This is a genomic window from Nocardioides daedukensis (assembly GCF_013408415.1).
Classification (GTDB): Bacteria; Actinomycetota; Actinomycetes; order Propionibacteriales; family Nocardioidaceae; genus Nocardioides; species Nocardioides daedukensis.
Window position 1 is genome coordinate 509,402 of record NZ_JACCAA010000001.1, and the last position, 25,727, is coordinate 535,128.

Here is a 25,727-nt window from a genome sequence, read left to right on the forward strand (position 1 = left end):
CGATGAAGGTCAAGGTTGATTTCGACCTGTGCGAGTCCAACGCACTCTGCGAGGCGCTCGCGCCGGACGTTTTTGAGCTCGACGACGACGACTACCTGGTGATCAAGCAGGACGACGTCACCGACGAGAACATCGGCAGGATCAAGCAGGCCGTAGCCGCATGCCCGCGCTCGGCGATCTCGATCACGGAGGACTGAGGCAGTGACAGCGCTCGATCTCGATGGCCGCGTCGCCATCGTCACAGGTGCCGGCCAGGGCCTCGGCCGGGCCGAGGCCGTCGAACTGGCCCGATCCGGGGCCCGGGTCGTGCTCAACGACCTTCCGGGTGCCGCCGACGAGGCCGCCGAGGAGATCCGGAGCCTCGGTGGCGAGGCACGCGTGGCCCCGGGCGACGTGGGCGAGCGGGCCACCGCGGACCTGATGGTCTCCACGGCACTGGAGGAGTTCGGCAGCCTCGACATCGTGGTGAACAACGCCGGGATCACCCGTGACCGGATGCTGTTCAACCTCAGCGACGAGGAGTGGGACCTGGTGTTGAAGGTGCACCTGCGCGGTCACTTCCTGCTCACCCGGAACGCTGCCTCACACTGGCGCTCGCTGTCGAAGGAGTCGGGCGCCCCGGTCCAGGGAAGCATCGTCAACACGGCCTCCGAGGCGTTCCTCTCCGGCTCGCCGGGGCAGGCGAACTATGCCGCGGCCAAGGCTGGCATCACCGCGCTCACCCTGTCGGCTGCCCGGGGCCTGGCCAAGATCGGCGTACGCGCGAATGCGATCTGCCCCCGCGCGCGCACCTCGATGACCGCCGCGGTCTTCGGCGAGGACACCTCCGGTGAGGCGATCGACCCCTATTCGCCGGAGCACGTCGCGCCCCTGGTCGCCTATCTCGCCTCCCCGCAGGCCGAGTCCATCAACGGCCAGGTCTTCGTGGTCTACGGCGGGATGGTTGCGCTGCTGGCTGCGCCAGTCGTCGAACAGCGCTTTGACGCGAGCGGCGACACCTGGGACCTCGACGACCTCGGCAAGCAGATCGGCGGCTACTTCGAGACGCGTGAGGACAAGAGCCGCAGCTTCTCGGCCGATTCCGTCATGCAACTGACTGTCTGAACCACCCACCCGGAAGAACGAGGAAGAACATGGGCCGATTGGCCGGCAAGACCGCAATCGTCACCGGCGGAGCACAGGGACAGGGAGCGCAGATCGCGCGCGCCTTCGTCACCGAGGGTGCGCGCGTCGTGATCGCAGACGTGGCCCAGGAGGCAGGCGAAGCGCTTGCCGCCGAGCTGGGTGAGGCTGCGGTCTTCATGAATCACGACGTCAGCAACGAGGAGTCGTGGCAGGCCACCGTCACGGCGGCGAACGAGAAGTTCGGCCCGGTCAACGTGCTGGTCAACAACGCCGGGATCCTCCGCTTCAACGCGCTCGAGTTCACCTCTCTCGAGGAGTACATGCAGCTGGTCAACATCAACCAGGTCGGCTGCTTCCTCGGGATGAAGTCCGTGGCTCGCACGATGCGCAAGAACGGTGGCGGCTCGATCATCAACGCCTCCTCCGTGGAGGGACTCGGCGGTATGCCGACACTGGTCGCCTACTCCGCGACGAAGTTCGCGATCCGCGGGATGACCAAGGTCGCTGCCCTCGAGCTCGGTCCCAAGGGGATCCGGGTCAACTCGGTGCACCCCGGGATGATCGACACCGGGATGACCCGCGTGCACGGCGGGGACGCGGCCATGGAGTTCGGTGCCTCGAAGGTGGCGCTCAAGCGGGTCGGCACGCCGGCCGACGTCGCGCCGCTCTATGTCTACCTGGCTTCGGACGAGAGCTCGTACGTCACCGGAGCCGAGATCGCGATCGACGGGGGAGCGACGGCCACCCACGCATTCGGCGGCTGACCAACCCAACTTCTCACGCCGACCCGGCAGTTGTTGACCGAAGTATGAGTCAACAACTGCCGGGTCGACGCATTGCTGCCCGGCTCGGCGGTCAACAACTGCCGGGTCGACGCATTGCTGCCCGGCTCGGCGGTCAACAACTGCCGGGTCGACGCATTACTACCGGGGGCAGACTGTCAACAACTGCCGGGTCAGCGGACGAGCAGGCGGATGGCGACGGCCATCGACTTCTCGACGTCCTCGGCAGAGGTGCGGCCGGTGACCCAGCCGACCAGCGACGAGAGCCAGACGTCACCGAGGACGCGGGCGATGGCGACCTCCTCCGAGGTCGGCTCGTCGGCACCCTGGCGGGTGCCCATGGCGTCGGTGAGCATCCCGGTCAGCATCATGCCGACGTGATGGATCTCGGCCGAGACACTGGCGTCGGCGAACATGAAGGCACGAGTGAGAGCCTCGGTGAGGTGCGGGTCCTTCTGCAGGATCCGCGTGGTCCGGCCGAGGACGAAGTTGACCCGTTCGGCTGCGGTGTCACCAGGAATGGGCTTGCCGGCGCGCTGTCCCTGGGCGTTCTCGAACTCGCGACCGAGCGCGGAGACGAGCAGGTGGATCTTCGACGGGAAGTAGCGGTAGAGCGTGCCCAGGGCGACATCGGCCTGTTCGGCGACGCCCCGCATCTGCACGGCGTCGAAACCACCGCGGGAGGCAAGGTCGATCGTTGCGTCCAGGATTCGCTTGCGCCGCTCTCGTTGAGCGGCAGATCCGAGATCGTCCTGAGTGAGCGAGTTCAGCGCATTCACGTGGCTCTCCTCTCATCAGGAACAAATGGTTCGTGGCACAAGGCACAATTCATGCGGAAATCCCTGTCCACCCTATGACGTTGACGCCTTGATCGATCCGAGCGTCTAGGCTACTGCCTCGTAGGCCATAATAGGAACACGTTCCACTTTCGGCGAATGTCGGGCGTGGCGCGCCCCCGGTCCCGACTGGCGTCGGGGGAGACGAGAAGGAAGAGGTGACCGCCATGCGCATCGCACTGCTGTCCTACCGCAGCAAGCCGCATTGCGGTGGCCAGGGTGTCTACATCAGGCACCTGAGCCGCGAGCTGGTGGCACTCGGCCACGAGGTCGAGGTGTTCTCCGGACAGCCCTATCCGGAGCTGGACGAGGGGGTCGGCCTGACCAAGGTCCCCAGCCTCGACCTCTACCGCGAGCCGGACCCGTTCCGGATCCCCAAGCTCAAGGAGTTCCGCGACCTCATCGACGTCGAGGAGTTCCTCACCATGTGCACGGCCGGGTTCCCCGAGCCGAAGACCTTCGGCAAGCGCGTCGCTCGGCTGATCAAGGCCCGCCGGGATGAGTTCGACATCGTCCACGACAACCAGGTGCTCGCCCACGGCATGGTCGACATCATGGATGCCGGGATCCCGCTGATCACCACCCTGCACCACCCGATCACCTTCGACCGCAAGCTCGATCTGGCCGCCGCGCCCAACTGGCGCAAGAAGCTCAGCACCCGACGTTGGTACGGGTTCCTGAAGATGCAGGGCAAGGTCGCCCGCCGCGCCGTGAAGATCCTGTCGCCCTCGGAGTCGTCGGCGCGCGACATCGTGACCGACTTCGGCGTCGACCCGGAGCGGATCCAGGTCATCCCGCTCGGGGCGGACGACGTGTTCGCGCCGCCGACCACGCCGCGGGTGCCGGGACGGATCGTCGCCATGGCCAGTGCGGATGCCCCGATCAAGGGTGTGGCAACCCTGCTGGAGGCGTTCGCCAAGCTGCGCACCGAGCGCGACCTCGAGCTGATCCTGGTCACCAAGCCCGAGGTCGGGGGCCGTACCGAGCAGCTCATCGAGAAGCTCGCCATCAAGGACTCCGTCAGCTTCGTCAACGGCATCAGCGACGCCGAGCTCGTCGAGGTGATGGGCTCGGCCGAACTGGCCTGCGTCCCGAGCCTCTATGAGGGGTTCTCGCTTCCCACTGCCGAGCTGATGGCGTGCGAGACGCCGTTGGTCGTCAGCCGTGCCGGTGCGATCCCCGAGGTGGTCGGACCCGACGGGCTCTGCGCCGACCTGGTTGAGCCCGGCAACGTGGAGGCGCTTCGCGAAGCGATCGCCAACCTCCTCGACGACCCGGAGCGCCGGGTCCGGATGGGGCGTGCCGGTCGCACCCGCGTCCAAGAGCTGTTCAGCTGGCACGCCGTCGCCGTGGCGACGGCAGCGGCCTACGAAGAAGTTCTCGCAGACCACCCCACGGCACCGAGCCACAATCAGATTGAGGACACCAATGCTGACCGTTGACTTCGACCGACTCGGCCTCAAGCGCGGCGAGCGCGTGCTCGACATGGGCGCAGGCGCCGGACGCCACGCCTTTGAGATGTACCGCCGCGGGGCAGACGTGATGGCCTTCGACCGGGACGCCGACGAGCTGGCCAACGTGCGCGAGCTCTTCTCCGCGATGAAGGAGACCGGTGAGGCACCTGCCGGTGCCGAGGCGGACATCAAGGAGGGCGATGCCCTCCAGTTGCCCTTCGCCGACGGAGAGTTCGACCGCATCGTCGCCGCCGAGATCCTCGAGCACATCAACGAGGACGTGCGCGCGATCGAGGAGCTGGTCCGCGTCCTGCGTCCCGGTGGCACGCTGGCGATCTCGGTGCCCCGCTGGCTCCCAGAGGTGATCAACTGGAAGCTCTCCTCGGACTACCACAACGCCGAGGGCGGGCACATCCGGATCTACACCGACCACGAGCTCATCGACAAGGTCACCAAGGCCGGACGCCCCAATGACGGGACCCCGGGCGAGGCGATGATCTTCGAGGGCAAGGGCTATGCCCACGGCCTGCACTCGCCGTACTGGTGGATCAAGTGCGCGGTCGGAGTGAACAACGACGACCACGCCCTGGTGAAGGCCTACCACCAGGTGCTGGTGTGGGACATCATGAAGACCCCTCGCTGGAGCGTCGCCACCCGGTTGGCCGAGAAGGCCCTGAACCCCGTGATCGGCAAGAGCATGGTCCTCTACTTCCGGAAGCCGGACGTTGCCTGAGTCGGCCCCGGAGGTTGCCCCGGACACCCCCTCGGTCCCCGGCATCCTGAGCGTCTTCGACGTCATCGAGACGGCGAAGTCCATCACGGCCATGCAGGAGCCCGACGGGGCGATCCCGTGGACCACCGGCGAGCACACCGACGTGTGGAACCACGTCGAGGGTGCGATGGCGCTGCTGGTCGGGGGAGAGCTGGAAGCCGCCGAGCGCGCCTACCAGTGGTGCGTCGACACCCAGCGCGACGACGGCTCCTGGCCGATGAAGATCGTGGCCGGCGTCGTCGAGGACCACAGCTCCGAGACCAACATGTGCGCCTATCTGGCAGTCGGCGTCTGGCACCACTGGCTGGTACGCCGTGACGTGGCGTTCGTGCGCCGGCTCTGGCCCACGGTCCGTCGGGCGCTGGACTACGTCGTCTCGATGCAGCTGTCCTTCGGCGGCATCGCCTGGTCCCAGGAGTGGGTCGACGGTGCGCCCGCGAAGGTCAACGAGGAGGCCCTGCTGGCCGGCTCGTCGAGCATCTACCAGGCCATCCGCGCCGGGGCAGCCATCGCCGAGCTCCTCGACGATCCGCAACCCGAGTGGGAGCTGGCCGGTGGCCGGCTGGCACACGCGATCCGTGAGCACCCGGACGAGTTCCTCGACAAGGCCCAGTTCTCGATGGACTGGTACTACCCGATCCTGGGCGGCGCGGTACGCGGTGAGGCTGGGTTCGACCTCATCGCCGAGCGTTGGGACACCTTCGTCGAAGAGGGCCTGGGCATCCGCTGCGTCAGCGAGAACCCCTGGGTCACCGGGGCGGAGACCTGCGAGCTGGTGATGGCCCTGGACGCCCTGGGCGATCGTGACCGCGCGCTGCAGCTGCTGGCCGACATGCAGCACCTGCGCGACGAGGGTGGGCGCTACTGGACCGGCTACGTGTTCCCCGACAAGGTGAACTGGCCACCCGAGCACACGACGTACACGGCCGCAGCGGTGATCCTCGCCGTCGACGCCCTGGGTCACGGCACGGGCGGCTCGGACATCATGCGCGGGGCCACCTTCGGCCCGCACTTCGCCGAGATCGCCTTGGAGTGCAGCTGCGCCTCAGCCGACTCGCTCTCCGGCCGCGCCTGAGGTCCGCTCCAGGACGCGCATCGAGCCCAGCGCCTCCACCTCGGTGAAGGCGCCGCTCTCGAGCGCGCGCAGGAACACGTGGTACGGCGCCTGGCCACCGTCGGCCGGGTCGGCGAACACGTCATGGATCACCAGCCGGCCGCCCGGCTGGATCCAGTGCGCCCAACCGGTGTAGTCGTTCTGCGCGTGCTCCTCGGCGTGCCCTCCGTCGATGAAGAGCAACGACAGGGGAGTGCGCCAGTGCGGGCTGAGCGTCGTCGACTTCCCGATCACCGCGATCACCTGCTCCTCCAGGCCCGCGCGGGCGATCGTGCGGCGGAAGAACGGCAGCGTGTCCATCAACCCGGTCTCGGGGTCCACGACCTCGGTGTCGTGGTGCTCCCAGCCGGCCTGGTTCTCCTCCGAACCCCGGTGGTGGTCCACGGTGAAGAAGACCCCGCCGACCTCGCGGGCGGCCGCACCGACATAGATCGCGGACTTGCCGCAGTAGGTGCCGACCTCGAGGCCGGGCCCGGTGCTGAGCTGCTCACGTGCAACGCGGTGCAGGAGGAGGCCCTCGTCCTCTGGCATGAAGCCCTTGGCGGCTCGGGCGTGGGCAAGCAGTTCGGCAGGCATCTCAACGGCGGTCACGGCGACAGCCTAGTGGGAGTGCGCGGTGCGGGAACCGCCCGGGCATGGCAATATTGGAACACGTTCTAGTCGACCACGTCTCTTGGAGTTCCCTTGTCCCTCGGCATCAGTGACGACCACCGCGAGCTCGGCTCATCGGTGCGCAAGTGGGCGGCCTCGCTCGCTCCCCTCGACGACGTCCGTGCGGCCGAGGAACGGGTCGACGAGCCGTTCGAGCGGACCTGGCAGGCCGTCGCCGAGATGGGGATCACCAGCATCGCGGTGCCGGAAACCGACGGTGGGGGAGACGGGTCGCCCCTCGAGCTCGCCATCGCCCTCGAGGCGTGCGCCCACGAGCTGGTCCCGGGAGGCCTGCTGGGCACCTCGGTGGCAGCACTGGTGGCTCCGCCGATCGCCGGCGCCGTCTCGGACGGTTCGGCACGGGTGGGTCTGGGCCTCACCGGTTCGCTGCGCAGCGAAGGGGGCAACCTCACCGGGACCGTGGACGTGGTCTGGGACGCTCCCGGCGCCACCCACCACCTCCTCGGCGACACCGACGACCAGTGGTACGTCGTACCCGCGGCTGCGGTGAGCGCCTCACCCTCGTCGGGTCCGGACCTGACCCGCAGGTTCGGCTCAGTGACCGTGTCAGTGCTCCTGTCCGAGGCAACGCCTGTCCCCGGTCTCAACTCGGCCAAGGTCCGCGAGGCGGCCGTCGCACTCGCCGCCGCCGAGGCCTCCGGCATCGCTCGCTGGTCCCTGGAGACCGCGGTGGCCTATGCCGGGGTGCGCGAGCAGTTCGGCAAGCCGATCGGCTCCTTCCAAGCGATCAAGCACCTGTGCGCCGAGATGCTGGAGGTCGCCGAGGCGGTCACCGCCGTGGCCTGGGACGCCGCCAACGCCTTCGGCACCTCGCAATCGGCCTACGCCGCCGACGTGGCCGGCGCGGTCGCCTTCGACGGCGCCGTGAAGCTGGCCCACGACTGCATCCAGGTCCTGGGTGGGATCGGGTTCACCTTCGAGCACGACGCACACTTCTATCTTCGCCGCGCCACGACGCTGCGCAACCTGCTCGGCTCCTCCGACAGCTTCGCCACCAGCCTCGCGGGGCGCGCGGTGGCGGGGGAGCGACGCAAGGTCGAGATCGACTTCGACGGCGCCGACGCCGCGGTGCGCGATCAGGTGCGCCCGATCGTGGCCTCGATCGCCGACCTGGACGACGGCGGTCGACGAGCCGCCCTCGTCGAGAGCGGGCTCTTCATGCCGCACTGGCCAGCGCCGTACGGCCGGGACGCCTCCGCGCTGGAGCAGTTGGTGATCGACGACGAGCTCAGCTCCGCAGGGGTTAGCCGTCCGGACATCAGGATCGGAGCCTGGGCGGTGCCGACGATCCTCGCCCATGGCACCGAGGAACAGCGGGAACAGTTCGTTGCTCCCACCCTGCGCGGGGAGATCACCTGGTGCCAGCTGTTCAGCGAGCCCGGAGCCGGGTCGGACCTGGCCTCGCTGCGTACCCGCGCGACTCGTACCGAAGGAGGCTGGCTGCTCACCGGGCAGAAGGTCTGGACCTCCCTTGCGCGCGAAGCGGACTGGGGGATCTGCCTGGCGCGCACTGACCCGGATGCCCCGTCCCACAAGGGGATCACCTACTTCCTGCTGGACATGCGAGCCGAGGGCATCGACATCCGGCCCCTGCGGGAGATGACCGGCGACGCGCTGTTCAACGAGGTCTTCCTCGAGGACGTCTTCGTCCCCGACTCCCAGGTGGTCGGCGAACCGGGCGGGGGCTGGAAGCTGGCTCGCACGACGCTGGCCAACGAACGCGTCGCGATGGCCGGCGCCAAGCTCGACGTCAGTGTCGAGCGCGCCGTGGCGCTCTGCGGCGATCGACCCGAGACCCACCCGCGCACCGGCCACGCCGTCGCACTGGCCACCGTGTGCGGCCTGCTCGCCACGCGCTCCACGTTGCGGTCCCTGGAGGGCCAGGGTCCGGGTGCCGAGTCCAGCGTCTCCAAGCTGCTGGGCGTGAGGAACCGTCAGGACGCATCCGAGCTGGTCGTCGAGCTGCTGGGAGACAGGGTCGTGCTCGGTGGACCCGAGGTCGAGGCAGCAGTCCACGAGGCGTTGCTGACCCGATGCCTGTCGATCGCCGGTGGCACCACCCAGGTGCTGCGCAATGTCGCCGCGGAGCGAATCCTGGGCCTGCCCCGCTGATCGGGCACGCCTGGCTCCCGAGGTGCAGCCTCGGGTGTGGCCGGCTCCCGGTCAGCGCGACTGGGAGTCGGCCTCAGAGGCTGCCTCGGCTTCGGCGTCGGCGATGATCTGCTCGGCATCGGCCTCGGCCGGGTCCACGCCTTGGCGATAGCCGTTCCAGTGCCAGTGCAGGTAGCGGTCGATCGCCTTCACCACGTGGCCGCAGCGCACTGAGTTGAAAATGTCGTAGGCGTGCTGTGCGCCGGGGAGCTCGGCATACACGACTGAGGCACCGCCGACCTGCCGCAGCTTCTCCACGAAGAGGCGTGCCTGGTTGACGTCGACGAGGGTGTCGTTTGTGCCGTGCATGACGAAGAAGTCCGGTGCCCCAGGCTTGATCCGCAGGAGCGGCGAGGCGGCCTCGAAGTCGTCCGGGGCGTCGCGCCACTTCTTCTTCAGCACCCGCGGACCCAGGAACCGGTCGCGCATCGCGATCGCCGACTTCAGGCCCGTGGCGCCAGCGAAGTCATAGACCCCGTAGTGCGGCACGGCGACCTGGACGCTGGTGTCCTTGTCCTCGAAGCCCGGCTTGAAGTCCGGGTCGTTGCCGGTGACCGCGGCCAGTGCGGCCAGGTGCCCGCCCGCGGACCCACCGGTGATCGCGATGTAGTTCGGGTCGCCACCGTGGTCGGCGATGTTCTCGCGGGTCCAGGCGATCGCCTTCTTCACGTCGATGATGTGCGCGGGGAAGGCGCTGCGCGGAGACAACCGATAGTTGATGGCCACACAGACCCAGCCCTTGCTGGCGAGGTGGGACATCAGCGGTAGGCCCTGCTGGCTCTTGTCGCCGATGGTCCAACCGCCGCCGTGCACCTGGAAGAGCACCGGCGCGTTGTTGAGATCGACGTCGCGGGGACGATAGATGTCCAGCTTGCCCCGGCTCCCGGTCGTGGGGTCATAGATGATGTCGCGGAGCACCTCGACGCCCGGATCGACGATCCGGAACGGATTGACGAGCTTGCGCCAGTTCGTCTTCAGCTCGGCTGGGCTGGGGGCTGCGTCCAGTCGTTCGACGTAGTCCACGCCGATCCCCTCGACCAGCGCCTCCTCCACGCCGTCCTTGACCTGGTTCGCGCTGCGCATGATGTGGACGAATCCGGCCGCATTCGCAGCGGCCAGGGCCAGGCCGAGGCGACTACGACGCTTGGGCGTCAGGTGCGTCAGCGTGTCCGCCGCGGTCAGGGTGAGCAGGTGCGGAGCGAGCTCGTTGGTGATCCATCCCGCCGCGAACGAGGGGATGCCGACGCGGAGCCCGTGCGAGGGGCGCAGTGCGTTGGCGATCAGGGCAGAGGTGATGACTTGTCGACGTAGGTAGGCCACGAGCGCGATGTTAGTGGGCGAGGGAGACGGTCAGTAGTCGAACCGGTCACAAACTAGAACAAGTTCTATTCAGAGGGGTACGATTCGGACATGGACCGACTCAGTGGGCTCGACGCCAGCTTCCTCTATCTCGAGACACCCGAGCAGTTGATGCACGTGTGTGGCCTGATCGTCCTCGATCCGACCACAATGCCTGACGGGTACACCTACGAGGCGTTCAAGGACCACCTCGAGGACAGGGTGAGCGACGTCCCTGAGTTCACCCGTCGGCTGCGCCGGGTCCCGCTCGACCTGGCGCACCCGATCTGGGTCCCCGACCAGCACTTCGACATCGATCACCACGTGCACCGACTGGCCCTGCCGCAGCCGGGCGGCTATGACGAGCTGGTCCAGCTGTGCGGCCATCTCGCCGGCCTCACCATGGATCGAAGCCGGCCGCTGTGGGAGATGTGGGTGATCGAGGGCTATCAGGACAAGGTCGTGGTCTTCTCCAAGATGCACCACGCCACCGTCGACGGGGCCTCCGGATCGAACCTGATCTCCCACCTGTGCAGCCTCGAGCCCGACGCACCGCCGGTGTCGGCGGGGGAGCGCAAGGAGCACGGCCGGAGCGCACGCGGTCTGGAGCTCTTCGGCCGCGGAGTGCTCAGCACGGTCACCAAGCCGCTTCAGATCCCCTCACTGCTACGACCCTCGGCGGCCCTGGTCACCAAGACTGTCGCACGAGCACGCGCCGGCACTGCCATGGCCGCACCGTTCAGCGCCCCCCGGACCTCCTTCAACGGCACCATCACCCGGCGTCGCACGATCGCCTTCGCCGACCTGCCCCTCGACGAGGTGCGGGCCCTGAAGGCCGCCACTGGCGCCACCGTCAATGACGTCGTGCTCACCATCGCCGGGGGAGCGCTGCGCCACTACCTGGAGGATCGCGGGGGACTGCCCGAGACCCCGCTGATGGCAAGCGTGCCGGTCTCCGTGCGCAAAGCCACGCAACGAGGCAACGGCGCCAACAAGGTCTCCGCCCTCTTCGCCAGGCTGGGCACGGACATCGAGGACCCGTTGCAGAGGCTCGAGGTGATGTCGAGCGACAACCGGAACGCCAAGGAGCACCAACAGGCCATCCCCGCGGACGCGCTCCAGGACTGGGCGGAGTTCGCAGCGCCGCAAACGTTCGGGCTGGCTGTGCGCGCCTATGCCGGGCTGCGCCTGGCCGAGAAGCACCCCGTGGTGCACAACCTGGTGATCTCCAACGTGCCCGGTCCACCGATCCCGCTCTACTTCATGGGAGCCAGGATCGATGCCCTCTATCCGCTGGGACCGGTCTTCCACGGCGCCGGTGTCAACATCACCGTGATGTCCAACAACGGCCAGCTGCACGTGGGCGTGATCGCCTGCCGCTCCGCGATGCGTCACCCCGAGGACCTGGTCAAGCACTTCGGTGAGGAGCTCACGCGGCTGCAGGAGGCTGTCGCCGCACGCTGAGTCCCGCTCACAGTGCGCTCACAGTGCGCTCAGCGGGCGAAGTCCGCTGCTCGCGCATGCACGGTGGTGCACGCCTCGACGAAGGCCGGGACGAAGACCTCCGCCTCCATCACCACAGAAGCGTGACCAGCGTCGATGCCGTGGATCGTCGCTCCCGGGATCCGGCGGGCCAGGTCCAGTTGGCGCGCGGCCGGGATCACCTTGTCCCGCAGGGTCACCACGACCGCCGTAGGCACGTTGATCCGACGCAACCACGGCCGCGAGTGGTGGCGACCCAGCGATGCCACGGCGTGGGCCACGGCCCACGGACTCGTCGAGCGGAACTCGGCCAGTGCCCAGTCATGGATGTCGACTGGAACCGGGTCGTGCGCTGCGACATCCACGGCAACCTGACCTGCGACCCGGGAGCGGGACACGCCCCGCAGCGCGGCCATCGAAGTCTCCATCGCCTGGTGGAAGAGTCGCTCCGACACGGTGCCGCGGAAGCGGTCCGTCGTGGCGGCAAGGACCAGACCGGCGACCCGGTCCGGATGCTGGCGCCACGTGCGTTGGGCGATGATCGAGCCCATTGAGAACCCACCGATGATCGCCCGCTCGATGCCCAGCACGTCGAGCAGGGCAGCGACGTCATCGGCGCTGTCACTGAGTGAGAACTTCGCTGACCGAATCCCGCGACCGTGCCATCTTTGGTCGAGCGTGATCACACGGAATCGGGTCGAGAGCACCGGAATCGTGGGGAACCACGTGAGCAGGCCGGTCGTCCCGACTGCGTGCAACAGCACGACTGCCGGGGAGTCGGGGTCCGGACCCGCGGTGTCGGTGACGTATGTCGACCCGCGGCCGGGCAACTCGACCATCCGGCCCGATGGAATCTCGGCCCACGGCATGGGGGCGAGGGTGCGTATGAGACTGCGGGGGGAGGTGAACATCGATGTTCTCCTGTCCTAGACTAGAACAGGTTACAGTTTTGATCCGCGCACGTGAACACGAGGAGCCCCGGTGAATCCACACGGTGTCCAGTCCGAGACCCAGGCGGCCGTCGTCGCGGTGATGACCGAGCTCGTCGAGCGTGAGGACCTGACCTGGTCACAGCTCGCGTCTGCAGGAGTGCTCGGGCTCGCTGTGCCGGAGTTCCTCGGGGGAGAAGGACTCGGACTTGCCGAGCTCTCCGTCGTCCTCGAACGCCTCGGTGCCCGCGCATCTGACCTGCCCGCCTGGGAAACCCTGGTGGCCGGCACGCTCACCATCGCCACCGCAGGGACACCCGACCAGCAGAAGCGGCTCCTCGACGGGGTCGACTCCGGCTCCACCGTGATCGCCATCGCCCTTCGCGAGCCGGGACAAGCCTTTCCCGCCCAGCCCCAGGCCGTGGTGACCGGGTCGGGGGAGGCACTCGTGCTCAATGGCACCAAGCTCGGTGTGACGCACGTCGATGACGCGGCGCACCTCCTGGTGCTCGCCACGTATGACGGCAACCCGGCCGTTGCGGTCGTCGACCCACGCCGCGACGGGATCACCCTGCGTGCCTCGCGCAGCTCCACCGGCGCCGTCCAGCACAGCATCGACTTCAACGACGTCAGCGTGGAGCTCCTCGGTGAGGACCACGTCCTCGCGGCCCGCCTGCTCGTCGAGCACAGCCAGGTGGGCATCGCCCTGCTCGGCGCCGGCCTGGTCGCCGGGGCCCGAGACCTCACCGCCGGCTATCTCAAGGAACGCACCCAGTTCGGTCGCAAGCTTGCGGAGTTCCAGGCGGTGGCCCAGCAGATCGCCGAGGTCTACATCACCTCACGCCTGCTCACCCTCGCGGCCCAGAACGCGGCCTGGCGAGTGAGCGAGGGCCTCCCGGCTGCCGACGACCTCGCGGTCGCGACGTACTGGCTGACCGAGGACGGCCTGGTCGCCCTGCACACCTGTCACCACCTGCACGGGGGCATGGGCGTCGACGAGACCTATCCGCTGCACCACTACTACTCCCAGCTCTCCGACCTGGCGCACGCGGTCGGTGGCGCGGGCCAGGCGCTCGACTCCGTGGTCGTGGAGAGTCCGGCCGCGAAGAACCTCGAGCTCACCGAGGAGCAGCGCCAGCTCAAGGCGCAGCTGCGCGACTACTTCACCAACCTGGCCGCGCACGAGGACCACCTGGACATGATGACCGACCGCCACGGTCCGACGTACCAGCAGACCATCAAGCAGATGGGGCAGGACGGCTGGATGGGCGTCGGCTGGCCCAAGGAGTACGGCGGCCACGGGTTCGGCGAGATCGAGCAGACTGTGTTCGCCAACGAGGCCCAGCGGGCGGACGTGCACCTGCCGGCGGTGACGCTGCAGACGGTCGGACCGACCCTGCAGCGCTTCGGCACCCAGCTGCAGAAGGACCGTTTCCTCTCCGACATCCTTGCCGGTGACGTGCACTTCGCCATCGGCTACTCCGAGCCTGACGCGGGCACCGACCTTGCCGCGCTGCGCACCTCGGCGAAGCGCGACGGCGACCACTACATCGTCAACGGCCAGAAGAGCTTCACCACCGGCGGTCACCAGGCCGACTACATCTGGCTCGCGGTGCGCACGGACCCGGACGCGCCCAAGCACAAGGGCATCTCGATCCTCATCGTCGACACCCGCGACCCCGGCTTCTCGTGGACCCCGATCATCACCTGCGACGGCTCGCACCACGTCAATGCCACCTACTACAACGACGTCCGGGTCCCCGTCGACATGTTGGTCGGCGAGGAGAACGCCGGTTGGAAGCTGATCACGACCCAGCTCAACCATGAACGCGTCATGCTCGGTCCGGCCGGTCGCCTCGAAGGGCTGCGCGACCGCGTGGTCGCGTGGGCCACGAAGCACGGTGTGCTCGAGCGTCCCGACGTCCGGTCCAGCCTGGCCGAGGCGACTGCGGCATTCCGGGTGAACGAGCTGCTCAACTGGGAGGTGGCACGGGCCGCCGAGCGGGGTGTGATGCCGGTCGCGGATGCCTCGGCGAGCAAGGTCTTCGCCTCCGACCGGGTCCAGCGCATCGGCCGGATCCTGGCCGAGATCGTCCACCGCCACGGTGATCCCGGTGATCCGGGCACGGGCGAGCTGATGTCCTACCTCGACGCCCAGGCCAAGCGGAACCTCGTCCTCACCTTCGGTGGGGGCGTCAACGAGATCCAACGTGAACTCATTGCCATGTTCGGACTAGACCTCCCGCGGGTTCCGCGGTGAGCCAAGGAGATGTTGTGAACCACGACCATGACTGGATCATGGCCCAGGCCGATGCGATCAAGGCCAAGGGACCGACCGCGCCTCGCGCCGGACGTGACCCGATCAACCAGCCGATGATCAACAACTGGCTCGAGGCGATGGGGAACACCAACCCGCGCTACAGCGCCGGTGAGGCCCCGCCCTCGATGGCCCAGGTCTGGACGATGAAGGGCCTCAACCCGACGCCCGGTGTCTTCGACCCGCTGCACGCCGCGATGGGCACGCTCAACGAGGCCGGTTTCACCGGGGTGCTGGGCACCAACTCCAGCCAGACCTATCGGCGCAACCCCAGGGTCGGTGAGGAGGTCTTCGTGACCACCGAGCTGGTCTCGGTGGTCGGCCCGAAGAAGACCGGCGTGGGCCAGGGCTACTTCGTCACCTCGCGCAACAACTGGTACGTCAATGGAGCCGACGGCGAGCCGGAGCTGATCGCCGACATGGACTTCCGCGTGCTCAAGTTCGTGCCCGGGCCGCGCAAGAAGCCGAACACGTTCGTGCTCTACCCGACGCGCAACCGCGACACCCAGTTCTTCTGGGACGGCACGGCCGCCGGCGAGCTCCGCATCCAGAAGTGCAATGCGTGCGGCGCCCTGCGTCACCCACCCGGTCCCACCTGCCCGGAGTGCCTCACCTTCGATCGCGGGTACGTCGTCTCCTCCGGCCGCGGCACGGTCTTCAGCCACGTCGTGCACCACCACCCGCCGATCCCCGGCCACGAGCTGCCGATCCAGCTGGCGCTGGTCGACCTCGAGGAGGGTGTGCGGATGCTCGCCACCGTCGACGGCGTCCCTACCGACGAGCTCGAGATCGGGATGGAGGTCGAGGTCGGCTTCCGCACCATCGACGAGGACCTGACCCTGCCCGTGTGGCGCCGTCCGGGCAGCTCTGCGCAGGCGGATGCGTCCGACGCGACGGGTGATGAATCGCCCGCCAGCGACCCGAAGCCTGAGAGCACCCTTGTCGGCACTCCGACTCCGGGACAGGCGCTCCCCGAGTGGAAGCTGCCGATCACCCCGACCCTGGTCGTGTCCACCGCTCTCGCCACTCGCGACTTCCAGGACGTGCACCACGACCGGGTCCTGGCCCAGTCCTATGGCTCGCAGGACATCTTCATCAACATCCTGACCAGCAATGCCCTCGTCGAGAAGTACGTCACCGACTGGGTCGGCCCCGACGTGGACATCAAGTCCATCTCGATCCGCCTCGGCGCACCGGCATACCCGGATGACGAGTTCACGTTCAACGGATCGGTGGCCAGCGTCGAGGGCAACCGCATCGTGCTCGACATCGTCGGCAGCGTCTCGCTCGGCGCCCACGTGACCGGACAGGTCACCCTCGAACTCCAGGAAGGCTCCTGATGGGAATCGGACTCAGCGGCAAGGCCGCAATTGCGGGTATCGGCGCAACCGAGTTCTCCAAGGAATCCGGACGCTCCGAGCTCCAGCTCTCGGCGGAGGCCATCAAGGCCGCGCTCGCCGATGCCGGCCTCGCGCCCTCGGACGTCGACGGCATGGTCACGTTCACGATGGACACCTCCTCGGAGATCGCCCTGGGGCGTGAGCTGGGACTGGGCGACCTGAGGTTCTTCAGCCGGATCAGCCACGGTGGAGGGGCCGCCTGCGGCACCGTCCAACAGGCCGCGATGGCCGTGGCGACCGGCGTGGCCGACGTCGTCGTCTGCTACCGAGGATTCAACGAACGTTCCGGCCAGCGCTTCGGCCAGACCGCGGTCTGGGCGAATGCACAGGTCAACACCAACGGGCTCGACAACGCGTGGAGCTATCCGCACGGACTCACGACCCCGGCAGCGACCGTGGCGATGCAGGCACGCCGCTACATGCACGAATATGGCGCGACCTCTGAGGACTTCGGCCGGGTGGCTGTCGCCGACCGGCGGCACGCGGCCACGAACCCGAACGCGTTCTTCCACGGCAAACCGATCACCCTCGAGGACCACCAGGCCTCGCGGATGATCGCCGACCCGCTCCACCTGCTCGACTGCTGCCAGGAGAGCGACGGAGCGGTGGCGTTGATCGTCACCTCGGTCGAGCGCGCCCGCGACCTCGCCCAGACGCCTGCAGTGATCGCGGCCGCAGCCCAGGGGAGTGCGGCGAACCAGTTCGTGATGACCTCCTACTACCGCGACAACATCGGCGTCCCGGAGATGGGCGTCGTGGCACGCGAGCTGTGGGGCCAGTCCGGTCTTGCCCACGAGGACATCGCCACCGCCGTGCTCTATGACCACTTCACCCCCTACGTCCTGATGCAGCTGGAGGAGCTCGGCTTCTGCGGTCGGGGCGAGGCGCCTGGCTTCGTGGCCGACGGCGGCATCGAGCTCGGTGGTCGGCTTCCGGTCAACACCCACGGCGGCCAGCTCGGTGAGGCCTACATCCACGGCATGAACGGGATTGCCGAGGGTGTGAGGCAGATCCGCGGTACGTCGGTGAACCAGGTCATCGGTGTGTCCGGTGTCGGTGGGCCCCAAGGGGCCTCCAACGTGCTGGTCACGGCTGGTACGGGTGTGCCGACCAGTGGCTTGATCCTGTCCCGCTGATGCTGTTGCGCTGACCCCCGCTGACTTCGCACCCCTGACTTGGGGTGGGTTGTCAGGCGCGGGGTCAGCCTGCGTCGCGAGAGATGGCCAGCGTCGAGCCGGTGCGGTGCTTGGTGACTGACAGCCTGGTCGGGATCCGGCTGCGCATCTCGGCCACGTGGCTGACCACGCCGACCACCCGGCCCCCGTCGCGAAGCGTGTCGAGGGTGTCCATCACGTCGTCGAGGGTGTCGGAGTCGAGCGACCCGAAACCCTCGTCGACGAAGAGGGTGTCCAGATCAGCACCCCCCGCCTCGCGGGTGACCACGTCGGCCAGGCCCAGTGCCAGGGCAAGTGAGACCACGAAGGTCTCACCGCCGCTGAGGGTCGCCGGGTCGCGCGACTCGCCGGACCACTCGTCCCTGACCAACAGGCTCAGCCCGCCACGGGTCTCACCCGCGCCACGGCGTGCGGTGTGCTCCAGGGTGTAGCGCTCGTCGCTCATCTGACCCAGCCGCTCGTTGGCCGCGGCGACCACCTGGGAGAGCCGCCAGGCCAGGACATAGGCGGAGAGCCGCATCCTCAGCTCGTTGTCGGCGGCAGTGCCGTGGACCAGTGCGGCCAGATCGGCGGCGACCTTGTGCGCTGCCCTCGCGGGTTCCCACTTGGCGATGGCAGAACTCAGGTCGGCCGAGAGTGCGGTGAGCCGTTGATCGGCCGTTCGAGCGACGTGGAGCTCGGTGACTGCTGTCTTGAGCGCGAGCTCGAGGCGCGCGAACTCCGCGTCCAGAGCACGCACCTCGGGTGGCGCGAGCTTCTCGGCGGCGACAACCTCGGGATCGTCGAGGCCGGCTCGAGCCTGCTGCTCGGCGGATTCGTGAGCAAGGATCGCTGCGGTGAGGCTCTCGGTCTGATCCGGACCCAGCAGGCCCTCGGCCGCCTCGTCGACGGAGTCGAAACCGCTCTCCTGCAACCAGTCGTCCAACGCTCGTGCGGCGTCCTCGGCGGCCCTGGCCGTTGCCGCCGCGTCGTCGGCGCGCTTCAAGGCTTCCTCGCAGAGCCCGGCCAGCTCCTTGGTCGCCGCGATCAGAGTGGTCAGGTCCGGGTGGTCACCGCGAACTGCGTCGATCTCGGCCGTGATCTGGTCTGCCCGAGCCTGGTCCGAGGCTGCTCGTTCCGAGAGCGTGGCCAGCTCGACCTCGATGGCAGCGGTGTCCTGACGAACGCCTTCGAGAGTGCGCACCGCCAGCGCCAGCGCCGGTTCGAGCCGGCGGCACAGGGCAACCGCCTCACGCACGGTGACCAGGTCGGCGGCGACCTCGTCCTTCTCCGTCTGCAGGTCCTCGATCGTGGTGTCGCCGATCTCGCCCTCGAGCTGAGCGACGACGATCGCGAGCTCACGGACCTTGCCGTCGGTGGCGGTGCGGTTCAGCTCCGCATCGTCCACGAGACGGCGAGCTTCCTTCTCCGACTGCGCGGAGGGGGCGCCGGGGGTGGGCTCGGCCTTGTTCGGGTGATCATCCGACCCGCACACGGGGCAACAGCCACCGATGGCCAGTCCGTGAGCCAGCTCGGCTGCCATTCCGGCGATGCGCGCCTCGCGGATGGACAGCCAGTCCTCCTTGAGTCGCAGGCACTCGTGAACCACGCGGTCGTGTTCGACGCTCGCTTCTGCGAGCTCCGTGCGCACCCCGGTCAGGCGCTCAGCCTGTGCGATGCGATGTGCCAAGGCGTCGTACCGCGCTTCGAGTGTCTCCACGCGACTCGCCTGGTCGGAGGCTGTCGCAAGTCTGCGGGTGAGGTCCTCGATCCGGCCGGGGAGCTCGGCGGCCTGTGCCGTGAGGTTCTCGTGCCGGGTCGCGAGCTCGTGTGCCGAGCGCGTCCCGGCAGCCAGCGAGGCACGCAGTGCAGCCAGCTCGGGCTCGCGGGGGAGCAGGGCGCCGGCGACGGCGATGGTGCGCCGCGCCTCGTCGGCCGCTTCACGCAACGTGGTGTCTGTTGGCTCGTCCTGGCCCAGCGCCACGGCTGCAGTCACTCGGGCCGTCAGGGCAGCAGCGGCCGCGGCCTCGTGCTGTTGACCCGCGGCCAGGGCGTGCCGGTGCAGTGGCGCCATCGGCGCCGCACGGCGGGAGAGCGCGAGCCGCGCCTTCCTCTCCTCGTGCAGACTCCGTTCGGACTCGACCTGATCGAGTTGGGCGCGTGAGCGGGCGGCCCGGGACTGCAGGTCTGCGACCCGGTGGCCGCTGTCCCGGGCGGCACGGGCGGACTCGGTCGCGGACTCGACCGTCTCGGCGTGTGCTCCGGCCTGAGCGAACTTGTTGTCGGCGTCCTCGACCAGGCCCGCGACCCAGGACTGCACCAGCCCGTCGTCGAGCACTTCGGCGAGGTCGTCGCTCGCCCACGTCTCAGGCAGGGACTCACCGCTGGCCTCCTGGACCCGGTCCAGGACGCTCGCCACACCGCGTTGGTGCGAATTGACCTCACGGTTGAGCTGGCGGGCGTGCTCACGCAGCCACTGCTCGATGTCCTCGAAGCGCTGGGTGCTGAACAGGTGCTGGAGAAGCTTGTGCCGGTCCTCGGAGCGGGCCCGCAGGAAGGACTGGAACTCGCCCTGTGGCAGCAGTGCCACCTGGCAGAACTGAGTCATGTTCATGCCGACCAGCCCGGTGATGACGTGTCCGGTCTCGTCGAGCCGGTTGGAGAGCGCCGACCATTCGCCACCGAGGCGCTCCTCGAGCACGACGTGCGCCTGCTCCGGGGTCAAGCCCGTGCCGCGCTTCTTCGGTCGGCTCCATGCGGGCGAACGGGTGATCCGGAACCTGCGGCCCGACAGCGTGGTCTCCAGCACGACCCGTGGCGCCACGCCGGGCGCCGCCGTGTCACAGCGCAGGCGCTTGGCTCCGGCCCGGTCGCCCGGGACGTCGCCGAAGATCGCGAAACAGACCGCGTCGAGCACCGAGGTCTTCCCCGACCCGGTGGCCCCGGAGAGCAGGAAGAGCCCGGCCTCGGAGAGCTGGTCGAAGTCGACCTCGACGGTCTCGGCGAAGGGGCCGAAGGCGGTGATGCTCAGATGGTGCAGACGCATCAGCCCACCACCGTGTCCAGGTCGCGGTCGGGGGAGCACGAGTCGCAGGCGTCACGGAGCAGTGCGGACTCAGCGTCCGAGGCCTTCCTGCCGCGCAGCTCGTCGACAAAGTCGAGGGCGATGTCGTGATCGGAGCGTCCCGGTGCGAGGCGTGCGCTGGGCAGGCCGGAGCGCGACCCGTTCGCAGGCGCGAAGGACAGCACCAGCGTGTGCGGGAATCGGCGGCGCAGACGCTCCATCGCCGCCGACGGCCGGATGTCGTCGGTCAGGGTTGCCTGGACCCATGCGTCCTCGTGCCGGGACAGGGCCCGGTCCTCGAGCAGGTCCTCGACGGTTCCGGTGATCCGGGCCAGACGACGTGGGACCGGCGCGTCGACGAACTCGGCCGTGCTGAATCCCTGGGCGTCGAGCTCGACCAACCATGACCCCTTGCGGTGATCGGTCTCGGAGAACGAATAGGCCAGTGGGGATCCGCTGTAGCGGATCGAGTCGGACAACGTGTGCCTGCCGTGCAGGTGGCCCAGCGCGACGTAGTCCATGCCGTCGAAGACGTCGGTGGGGACCATGCTGACTCCGCCGACACTGATGTCGCGCTCCGAGTCACTCTCGACGAGAGCGCCCGCAGTGGGGGAGACGAACGCGTGGGCCATCGCCACGCTGCGCACGCCGGGTCGCGCCGCGCGATCGGCGTTGACGCGTCGCATCGCCTCGACGAGCGCAGCCTGGTGGCTCCTGCCGGGCAGGGCCCAGGGTTCGCGCACCAGGTCGGGGTCGAGATAGGGCAGTCCATAGACGGCGACCGGGCCGTGCTCGTCATCGACGATCACCGGTGTTCCGACCGAGCTGGCGCTGGTGCGGATGTGCACGCCGGCGGCGTCGATCAGCTCCGAGCCGAAGCCGAGGCGTTGTGCCGAGTCGTGGTTGCCGCTGGTCACCACGAGGCGCGCCCGTGAGCGGGCGATCCTGGTGAAGGTCTCGTTGGCCAGTCGCACTGCGTCGACCGGCGGCAGGGCACGGTCATAGACGTCACCGGAGACCACGACCAGGTCGACCTTCTCCGACTCGACCACCTCGAGCAGGTGGTCGGCGTACGCAGCCTGGTGCCCAAGCAGCCCTTCGCGGTGGAAGGAGCGGCCAAGGTGCCAGTCGGAGGTGTGGAGGATGCGCACAGGAACAACCTAGATCGGAGCACCGACAGCCTCCGGGAGGGCACGCCCGCAGTAGCCTTCTGCCCATGGCCCACACGCTCGACCGACTCGGTTTCGCGGCCCTGAAGGGCACCCGGCACGTGGCCCGGGAGACGGTCAGGCTCGATGCCGACGGACCGGTCGGGGACCGGGAGTGGTGCCTGGTCGAGCAGGAGACCCGTCGGGTGCTTCGCACGGCCGCCCGCCCGCTGATGCACGTCACGGTCACTGCCGATGGGGATCACCTCCATGTCGCCACCGGGGACGGGCACGCGGTCGAGGGTCGCGTCACTGTCGCCGGCGAGCCGATGCTGGTCGACTACTGGCGACGTCCGGCCACGATCACGCCGTACGCCGGGGCGCCGGCCAGCTTCCTGGCCGAGCTGGTGGACCGCCCGGTGCTCCTGGGGCGGGCCCGTCGCGGGGACGTGGTCTATGGGGCCCCGGTCAGCCTGGTAGGCGCGGCGTCCCTGGCGGACCTGGCCGAGCGACTCGGGCGTCCCGAACTGGCAGGAGAGTCGGAACGATTCCGCAGCACGTTCCTGGTCAGGACCGACGAGCCATGGATCGAGGACACCTGGCTGGGACTGGAGGTCGTGCTCGGCGAGGCGACGATCCGGATCAACGAGCCGATCGGCCGGTGCGCGGTGCCGAACCACAACCCGCTCAGTGGCCTGAGCGATGCCTCGACGCTCAAGGCACTCGCAGGCTTTCGCCCGCGCAACCACCGCGGCGAGCCACTGCTGGGCGTGGACGCGCACGTGGTGACGCCGGGGACGGTCAGGGTGGGAGACCCGGTGCAACTGGTGCTGACGGCCGACGGTGCCCGCTAGGCGCCGAACGCCTCGCGCACGGCAACGCGGCGCCGCAGCTCGTCGGTCATGTCGACCAGGTTGCGTCGTACGGTCAGGTCCAGGCCCTCGCTCTCGATGACCGCACCGGCGCGTTCCAGGGTGGAGCTCTGCAGCGAGGTCATTGGGAAGAAGTAGGCGACCACGTCACCGAGCACCCACCCCGAGTGGACTGCCGCGATGCCGGGCAGCTCGTCGAAGTAGCGATCGACGTAGGGCGCCGTCACCTCGTCCTGACCAGCGCGCCAAAGCCCGGTCCCACACGCGATCAGCTCATAGTTGCTGGCGTCCACCGAGCCGTCGAAGCGCTCCCAGGCCCAGGCTTTCGCCTCGGCGTGGGGCAGGCTGGCAACGGCCCTGGCATGGTCGACGCCGGCCTTCGTGGAGGGGCTCTCCGCGAGCTGCCGGTCCAGGTCGTCACGGCCCACTGCGTCCAGGGACGCGAGCCGGACCAGGATGCGCCAGCGCAGGTCGTCGTCGATCTCGACTCCGTGCGGCAGCTCCGACTTGCCCAGCCAGGCGTTGAGCAGCTCGGTGTCGCTTGCGGAGTCGACCGCCCCCTGGAAGGCGGCCAGCTGGACGGTGGTGCCGGCAGTTGCCCGCTCGAGCAGCGAACGGCAGCCGACATGCAGCGTGTCGAGCGCGACCTTTGGGTCGGTCGCGAGAGCGACGGTCTTGCCGGTCAGGAACGGCAGCGTGTAGCTCAGCGCGTCATCGTTGTCCTCGCTCGGCAACGCCGCCGAGGCGACGTCCAGCACGTCGGCAGGAGAGATCAGGGCGTTGTGCAGCCCGTTGCGCACGGTGTTCCAGATGCTCGAGCGGAGCATCGGGTCGCTCGTGGTCGCCATCGTCGTCTTGTACGCCGTCAGCGAGACCGGATCGGGCAGCGGCAGGGCCCAGGTGTCCTGGTCGGGGTCGATCAGGACACCTGTCTCCGGCCCGACCGGGAGCGGAGTGGTCGGCTGCGAGATCGTGATGGCGGACCGCTCCCAGGCGCCAGAGGGCTCCGCGGTGGCGACCTGCACGGTGTGCGCACGCTCGGCGGGGTGCTCGCTGGGTGGCGTCTTCACGATTGCACCGGCCTGGCGGTCCAGCAGCAGCGCGTCCGGCCCGGCGGTACGCAACCAGTTGCTGGTGAAGTTCGAGAGGTCACCGGCCCCGGCCCGCTCCCAGGACGCGAAGAGGTCGGCCATCGTGGCGTTGCCGAAACGGTTCCGCTCGAAGTGGTCGATGGCGCCGGCGAAGAAGACCTCATCGCCCAGGGAGGCGTTGAGCTGGCGCAGGATCGTGGAGCCCTTGGCATAGGAGATGCCGTCGAAGTCCTGCAGCGCAGCCACCGCGTCGACGGCCCCGTTGCCCGCGACCGGGTGGGTGCTCGGCCGCTGGTCCGCGACGAGTCCCCATTGCCGGCGCGCATAGGAGACGTGCACCCACGCGTCGTCGTACTCCGTCACGTCGGCGGTCACCCGGTTGCCCATGTATTCGGCGAAGGACTCGTTGAGCCACAGGTCGTCCCACCACTTCGGGGTGACGATGTTGCCGAACCACTGGTGCGCCATCTCGTGCGCGACAGTCGTGGCGCGCTGGATGCGTTGGCTCCTGGTGACCTTGCTGGTGAACACGAGCGGGTCACGGAAGGTGACACAGCCGGGGTTCTCCATCGCGCCGGCGTTGAACTCGGGCACGAACGCCTGGTGATAGTTGCCGAACGGATAACGGATGCCGAAGAGGCGGTGGAACTCGTCGAAGCACTGCCGGGTCAGGGTGAGCAGCTCGTCGGCGTCCTTGTCGAGGTGCTCGGCGATCGAGCGACGTGCGCTCAAGGAGAGCGGGATGCCGTCGTGCTCGTCGTGGATCATGTGCCACGGGCCGGCCACCAGGGTGACGAAGTAGGTCGAGAGCGGCTGGGTCTGCTCGAACTCCCACAGTGCGGATGATGAGCCGCGCTCCACCTGGGTGCCGGGGGCGTTGCCGATCACGGTCCAGTCGATGGGTGCGGTGACGTGGAAGGTGAACGGCGCCTTCAGGTCGGGCTGGTCGAAGCAGGCGAAGATGCTCGGGGCTGCGTCCATGAACGACATCCCGTAGACATAGGCGCGACCGTCTGCGGGGTCGACGCTGCGGTGCAGTCCCTCGCCGTCGTTGCGAAATGGCATCACCGCGTCCACGACCAGCTGGTGCTCGCCGGCGGTGGCGGTGATCGGGAGCCGGCCCCGTTCGACCAGGTCCGGGCTGATCTCCGCGCCGTCCAGGGTGATCCGGTGGACGTGGGCCGCCTTCAGGTCGACGAACGTGTCGCCACCCTGGCTCGTGAAGGTGATCGTGGTCAGGGACGTGAACGTCTTGTCGTCGGCGGCGAGGTCGAGCACGACGTCGTACGCCGTCACCTCGATCAGGTCGAAGCGCTCGACGGCCTCGGTGAACTGGAGGCTGCGGTAAGGGCTGCTCGATTCGGTCACACCGTCACCCTAGCGGCGTCGCGAGGACCGGGCCGATGGTGGGGGAGATCACCCGAGAAGTGGCAAGAACCGATAACTGTACCGGCTAGACTGTAAGAGTCGCAGACGCGGCACACAATTACATCTACACTGCGCAACGGCGCGCAGGGAGACGAAGGAAATCATGAAGGCGCAGCTGTACGTGGCACAAGGAATCGTCGCAGGACGGGTCCACCACGAGCAGGATCCCACCTGGCTCCGTCAGGTCCAGCTGGCTCGGGCCGAGGCCCGGGCCGAGCGACGCGCGCGCCGCGCCCGCCTCTGATCCCTTCTCCGCACAACAGCACTGGCCCCGGACGATGTCCGGGGCCAGTGCTGAGTCAAAAAACGGTCAGGCCTGTGGCGCGAGGGCGAACTGCACCCCGCCCTGCTGGTCGACCGCGGCGTCGAGGACCTTGTCGCCGAGCTGTTCGGCGGCGGGCGCGTCGAGGAAGATCGTGGCCCCGTCCTGCTCGACGACTTCGTCGCCGGGCTCGGCAGCGCCCACGGCGTTGACGGCGAAGGCCTGTTCGGCATCACTGGAGATCCGGAGTCCGGCAGTCTCCTCGGCCTGGTTGGCGATTTCCTTGACGATCGTGCTGGCGTTCTCGGTGAGGGTGAGCATGTGCTCTCCTTACGC

General features: G+C 68.5%; 21 protein-coding genes. 13 read left to right on the plus strand and 8 right to left on the minus strand.

Annotation, left to right across the window (positions count from 1 at the left end):
• The first annotated feature begins 2 nt into the window (after positions 1 to 2).
• Genes BJ980_RS02555 through BJ980_RS02565 form a run of 3 tightly spaced genes read left to right on the plus strand, consistent with a single transcriptional unit; the run spans position 3 to position 1,889 of the window.
• On the plus strand, positions 3 to 197 hold the full coding sequence (locus BJ980_RS02555; protein WP_179500839.1) for a ferredoxin: 195 nt from the start codon (positions 3 to 5) through the stop codon (positions 195 to 197).
• Positions 198 to 201: 4 nt separating this feature from the next.
• A complete protein-coding gene (locus BJ980_RS02560) occupies positions 202 to 1,104 on the plus strand; it encodes a 3-oxoacyl-ACP reductase (RefSeq protein WP_179500840.1) in 903 nt (300 codons plus the stop codon).
• Between the two features lie 29 nt (positions 1,105 to 1,133).
• Positions 1,134 to 1,889, plus strand: coding sequence for an SDR family NAD(P)-dependent oxidoreductase (locus tag BJ980_RS02565; protein WP_179500841.1), 756 nt, complete (start codon positions 1,134 to 1,136; stop codon positions 1,887 to 1,889).
• Positions 1,890 to 2,080: 191 nt separating this feature from the next.
• On the opposite strand, the gene BJ980_RS02570 is transcribed toward BJ980_RS02565, so the two are convergent.
• The gene (locus BJ980_RS02570) at positions 2,081 to 2,686 is read right to left on the minus strand and encodes a TetR family transcriptional regulator (protein WP_179500842.1); all 606 of its coding nucleotides are present in this window, start codon (positions 2,684 to 2,686) and stop codon (positions 2,081 to 2,083) included.
• 224 nt (positions 2,687 to 2,910) lie between these two features.
• On the opposite strand from BJ980_RS02570, the gene BJ980_RS02575 reads away from it, so the two are divergent.
• The 3 genes from BJ980_RS02575 to BJ980_RS02585 are packed head-to-tail and all read left to right on the plus strand — an operon-like array spanning position 2,911 to position 6,044.
• Positions 2,911 to 4,185: a glycosyltransferase family 4 protein gene (locus BJ980_RS02575; protein WP_179500843.1), complete on the plus strand. Its 1,275-nt coding sequence runs from the start codon at positions 2,911 to 2,913 to the stop codon at positions 4,183 to 4,185.
• Entirely contained in the window at positions 4,172 to 4,930 is a 759-nt protein-coding gene (locus tag BJ980_RS02580; protein WP_179500844.1) for a class I SAM-dependent methyltransferase, read from the plus strand. Before BJ980_RS02575 ends, BJ980_RS02580 begins: the two co-directional genes overlap by 14 nt.
• Positions 4,923 to 6,044, plus strand: a complete 1,122-nt coding sequence (locus BJ980_RS02585; protein ID WP_179500845.1) for a glucosidase family protein — start codon at positions 4,923 to 4,925, stop codon at positions 6,042 to 6,044. The genes BJ980_RS02580 and BJ980_RS02585 overlap by 8 nt, the downstream gene beginning before the upstream one ends.
• On the opposite strand, the gene BJ980_RS02590 is transcribed toward BJ980_RS02585, so the two are convergent.
• A complete protein-coding gene (locus BJ980_RS02590) occupies positions 6,015 to 6,674 on the minus strand; it encodes a class I SAM-dependent methyltransferase (protein ID WP_343047656.1) in 660 nt (219 codons plus the stop codon). The genes BJ980_RS02585 and BJ980_RS02590 overlap by 30 nt on opposite strands.
• A 93-nt stretch (positions 6,675 to 6,767) precedes the next feature.
• On the opposite strand from BJ980_RS02590, the gene BJ980_RS02595 reads away from it, so the two are divergent.
• Positions 6,768 to 8,867, plus strand: a complete 2,100-nt coding sequence (locus BJ980_RS02595) for an acyl-CoA dehydrogenase family protein (protein ID WP_179500846.1) — start codon at positions 6,768 to 6,770, stop codon at positions 8,865 to 8,867.
• Between the two features lie 51 nt (positions 8,868 to 8,918).
• Here the strand turns inward: BJ980_RS02595 and BJ980_RS02600 are convergent, their stop codons facing one another.
• Positions 8,919 to 10,226 (minus strand): alpha/beta hydrolase fold domain-containing protein, encoded by a 1,308-nt coding sequence (locus BJ980_RS02600; protein ID WP_179500847.1) that lies wholly within the window; start codon positions 10,224 to 10,226, stop codon positions 8,919 to 8,921.
• Between the two features lie 90 nt (positions 10,227 to 10,316).
• Between BJ980_RS02600 and BJ980_RS02605 the strand changes: the two genes are divergently transcribed.
• Positions 10,317 to 11,708: a WS/DGAT/MGAT family O-acyltransferase gene (locus BJ980_RS02605; RefSeq protein ID WP_179500848.1), complete on the plus strand. Its 1,392-nt coding sequence runs from the start codon at positions 10,317 to 10,319 to the stop codon at positions 11,706 to 11,708.
• Between the two features lie 29 nt (positions 11,709 to 11,737).
• On the opposite strand, the gene BJ980_RS02610 is transcribed toward BJ980_RS02605, so the two are convergent.
• Positions 11,738 to 12,595, minus strand: coding sequence for an alpha/beta fold hydrolase (locus tag BJ980_RS02610; protein WP_246279914.1), 858 nt, complete (start codon positions 12,593 to 12,595; stop codon positions 11,738 to 11,740).
• A gap of 112 nt (positions 12,596 to 12,707) precedes the next feature.
• Between BJ980_RS02610 and BJ980_RS02615 the strand changes: the two genes are divergently transcribed.
• The 3 genes from BJ980_RS02615 to BJ980_RS02625 are packed head-to-tail and all read left to right on the plus strand — an operon-like array spanning position 12,708 to position 17,508.
• A complete protein-coding gene (locus tag BJ980_RS02615; protein ID WP_343047657.1) occupies positions 12,708 to 14,915 on the plus strand; it encodes an acyl-CoA dehydrogenase family protein in 2,208 nt (735 codons plus the stop codon).
• A gap of 14 nt (positions 14,916 to 14,929) precedes the next feature.
• Complete coding sequence (locus BJ980_RS02620; protein WP_343047658.1) at positions 14,930 to 16,312, plus strand: OB-fold domain-containing protein; 1,383 nt, start codon at positions 14,930 to 14,932, stop codon at positions 16,310 to 16,312.
• Entirely contained in the window at positions 16,312 to 17,508 is a 1,197-nt protein-coding gene (locus tag BJ980_RS02625; RefSeq protein WP_179500850.1) for a lipid-transfer protein, read from the plus strand. The genes BJ980_RS02620 and BJ980_RS02625 overlap by 1 nt, the downstream gene beginning before the upstream one ends.
• A 64-nt stretch (positions 17,509 to 17,572) precedes the next feature.
• Here the strand turns inward: BJ980_RS02625 and BJ980_RS02630 are convergent, their stop codons facing one another.
• Positions 17,573 to 20,572 carry an AAA family ATPase gene (locus BJ980_RS02630; RefSeq protein WP_179500851.1) on the minus strand — a complete coding sequence of 1,000 codons (3,000 nt, stop codon included), beginning with the start codon at positions 20,570 to 20,572 and terminating at the stop codon, positions 17,573 to 17,575.
• A complete protein-coding gene (locus tag BJ980_RS19395; protein ID WP_179500852.1) occupies positions 20,572 to 21,741 on the minus strand; it encodes an exonuclease SbcCD subunit D C-terminal domain-containing protein in 1,170 nt (389 codons plus the stop codon). Before BJ980_RS19395 ends, BJ980_RS02630 begins: the two co-directional genes overlap by 1 nt.
• Positions 21,742 to 21,806: 65 nt before the next feature.
• Here BJ980_RS19395 and BJ980_RS02640 point away from each other — a divergent pair, with 65 nt between their 5' ends.
• Positions 21,807 to 22,592, plus strand: a complete 786-nt coding sequence (locus BJ980_RS02640) for an MOSC domain-containing protein (protein WP_179500853.1) — start codon at positions 21,807 to 21,809, stop codon at positions 22,590 to 22,592.
• Here BJ980_RS02640 and pepN read toward each other — a convergent pair.
• Positions 22,589 to 25,069 carry an aminopeptidase N gene (pepN, locus tag BJ980_RS02645; RefSeq protein WP_179500854.1) on the minus strand — a complete coding sequence of 827 codons (2,481 nt, stop codon included), beginning with the start codon at positions 25,067 to 25,069 and terminating at the stop codon, positions 22,589 to 22,591. The genes BJ980_RS02640 and pepN overlap by 4 nt on opposite strands.
• 163 nt (positions 25,070 to 25,232) lie before the next feature.
• Here pepN and BJ980_RS02650 point away from each other — a divergent pair, with 163 nt between their 5' ends.
• Entirely contained in the window at positions 25,233 to 25,373 is a 141-nt protein-coding gene (locus BJ980_RS02650) for a hypothetical protein (protein ID WP_179500855.1), read from the plus strand.
• A 66-nt stretch (positions 25,374 to 25,439) separates the two neighbouring features.
• On the opposite strand, the gene BJ980_RS02655 is transcribed toward BJ980_RS02650, so the two are convergent.
• Positions 25,440 to 25,712, minus strand: a complete 273-nt coding sequence (locus BJ980_RS02655) for a Fe-S cluster assembly protein HesB (RefSeq protein WP_179500856.1) — start codon at positions 25,710 to 25,712, stop codon at positions 25,440 to 25,442.
• Positions 25,713 to 25,727: the final 15 nt, after the last annotated feature.